The organism is Aquibacillus saliphilus (assembly GCF_020404745.1).
Lineage (GTDB): Bacteria > Bacillota > Bacilli > Bacillales > Amphibacillaceae > Aquibacillus > Aquibacillus saliphilus.
On sequence record NZ_JAIZAP010000035.1, the window covers coordinates 1 to 2,259 of the forward strand.

At 29.4% G+C, this 2,259-nt stretch carries 4 protein-coding genes; all 4 read left to right on the forward strand.

The genetic code is table 11. The features are described from left to right. Positions 1-371 precede the first annotated feature (371 nt). The 4 genes from LD272_RS21190 (at position 372) to LD272_RS21205 (ending at position 2,056) form a co-directional block, all read left to right on the forward strand. A complete protein-coding gene (locus tag LD272_RS21190; RefSeq protein WP_226038585.1) occupies positions 372-614 on the forward strand; it encodes a hypothetical protein in 243 nt (80 codons plus the stop codon). A 3-nt stretch (positions 615-617) separates the two neighbouring features. Next, on the forward strand, positions 618-845 hold the full coding sequence (locus tag LD272_RS21195) for a hypothetical protein (protein ID WP_226038586.1): 228 nt from the start codon (positions 618-620) through the stop codon (positions 843-845). Positions 846-873: 28 nt separating this feature from the next. Continuing rightward, positions 874-1,056 (forward strand): hypothetical protein, encoded by a 183-nt coding sequence (locus LD272_RS21200; protein ID WP_226038587.1) that lies wholly within the window; start codon positions 874-876, stop codon positions 1,054-1,056. 163 nt (positions 1,057-1,219) lie between these two features. Continuing rightward, positions 1,220-2,056: a rolling circle replication-associated protein gene (locus LD272_RS21205; RefSeq protein ID WP_226038588.1), complete on the forward strand. Its 837-nt coding sequence runs from the start codon at positions 1,220-1,222 to the stop codon at positions 2,054-2,056. Positions 2,057-2,259 lie beyond the last annotated feature (203 nt).

The following is a 2,259-nucleotide window of genomic DNA, read 5'->3' on the forward strand; positions in this document are numbered from 1 at the left end:
ACTGAAACAAAAAACGGCTGCACGGAAAAACCCGCGAAGGTTTTGACGGAAGTCGTTTTTTTGTGGTCGCAAGGATTAATTTTTCAAAAGGGATAAATTAAAAATTTATATAAAAGTGGCTAAAACCTAATTTATATGTCGAAGTCTTGAAAATTTAGAGTGAATCTTTACCGTACAATTTATAAAGTGGCGCATAAGGGCGAATTTTCCCTTGTGTGTTGCTTTTTAGATTGTAAAGATTAGAGGCTCAAATTATTAAGGAATCGAAATATCATTTCAAAGTAAAGCCTAAAAACCAAAACTAAAAAAACTAGACAAGTCATAATATTGTGTTATAATTACGTTATATTAACTCAAAGGAGAATTTAAAAATGGCTACTAAACGTGTTTCATTGATAATCGGTGAAGAATTAAATAACTGGTTAGACGAAGAAAGCAAAAAAACAGGATTCACAAAAAACGCATTGTGTCACATGGCTGTAGAAAGGTATAAGGAGCAACGAGAAGGATTGAAACAAGTAAAAGCCTTAGAAAGTCTTACAGAGCTCTTAGAAAGCATGCAAAGTGGTAATACGGACATTCAAACAATACTTGAGAACGTAAAGGAGCGCTGATAAATGGTTTTTATGGTTGGAGAAGTAGAAGTAATCACGAAAGCAAAAGAAGTTATTACAGGCGTTTTAATGCCTATTGAAGATGTACAAGGATTATCGGACCATTATCCTATTTTAGATTTGATTGGTAAAAGTCAAAAAAATACAGGGATCTATATATTTACTGGAAAAACAATTTCGTTTATTAACAAGAATGAAATACAAGAAATGAAATGTTTAAGATTTACTTAATTTAAAAAATAGAAAGGAATTATTTTCAATGGACAAAATGGACGAATTTTTCAAAATGAGAATTGACGATTTAGAAATAAGTATCAAAGACCATAAAAATCTAAGCCATGATGAATACGTTTTTTTGAAAGGACAATCCGACGAATTAATTACTCTTTATAATTTTTATTTAAAATTAAAAAAAGAAGAAAAAAAAGAGAAAAAAATATAAAAAAATAACCTTTCCAAGTTCGTTATGAAGTGGAGCGCCAGGGGCGCGAAACGAAAGGAATTTAAGAAGGTAATTACAATTGAGTATTTACACTTCTCTTATAACTTGATTGTAGCACGGAGTTAGGCGAAAAATTAAAATTGAAGAGGAGGATAAGAGGTCTATGAAATGCCGTAAATTAATTGTTTCTGGTAGTGTTGTAGAGGTCTTTGAATACGAAAAAGACCCAATTACCATTACTTCGAAAGATGACGATGATTTTAACCCATTTGACTATGAAAATACTAAACTACCGGAATTAGAACTAAAAGAAAAAAGAAGGGATCAGACTGTTAGAGATGCTCGAAATTTAACTAGAAGATTAGCTTTAATGAATTTTAATGAAAATGATATTTTTATGACTTTAACCTATAAAGAAAATGAGTGGGATGTACAAAAAACAGATTTAGATTTTAAAAATTTTTTAAAACGCTTGAAATATCGCTTTAAAATAAAAAAAGTTAAATATCTAGCAGTTAGAGAATTTCAAAAGCGCGGTGCTATTCATTATCATGTTTTATTAGATTACAATTTTAAATTGCCACCTTTGCCAGTTGGCTGGGGATACATAAAAAAAGATAATAAAAAAATTTTAAATGACGTTGCTCGGAGATACGATAATAAATATATAAAACCTTTAGAACGTGAAATTGGTAAAAATATTTGGTCTCATGGTTTTGTTGATATAAAAGTAATGGACAAGCAAAATGATAACGTTGGAGCCTATTTGATTAAGTACATGACAAAAGGAGTAGCAAAAGAATTTTATCGAGGTAAAAAAATATATTTATGTTCAAAAGGATTAGAAAGGCCGTTAGAGTATCGAGGATTAGAAGCTAATTTAATTTATGAAACTTATAATTTAGAGCAAAAAAAAGAAGTATTCACCAACTGCTACGAAAGTGAATACTTAGGACAAATTATTTTCAAAGAATTTAATTTAAAAAGATTAGAAAACTAAATTTCAAAGATTATTTTAACTTAATATTATTTTAACATGAAAATTATAATTTATAACGTGATGATGAAAAAAAGCGACTGAAACAAAAAACGGCTGCACGGAAAAACCCGCGAAGGTTTTGACGGAAGTCGTTTTTTTGTGGTCGCAAGGATTAATTTTTCAAAAGGGATAAATTAAAAATTTATATAAAAGTGGCTAAAACC

Bases quoted from the DNA above. Each gene is read 5' to 3' on its own strand.
- LD272_RS21190 (WP_226038585.1), top strand. From the start codon at position 372: ATGGCTACTAAACGTGTTTCATTGATAATCGGTGAAGAATTAAATAAC.
- LD272_RS21195 (WP_226038586.1), top strand. From the start codon at position 618: ATGGTTTTTATGGTTGGAGAAGTAGAAGTAATCACGAAAGCAAAAGAA.
- LD272_RS21200 (WP_226038587.1), top strand. From the start codon at position 874: ATGGACAAAATGGACGAATTTTTCAAAATGAGAATTGACGATTTAGAA.
- LD272_RS21205 (WP_226038588.1), top strand. From the start codon at position 1,220: ATGAAATGCCGTAAATTAATTGTTTCTGGTAGTGTTGTAGAGGTCTTT.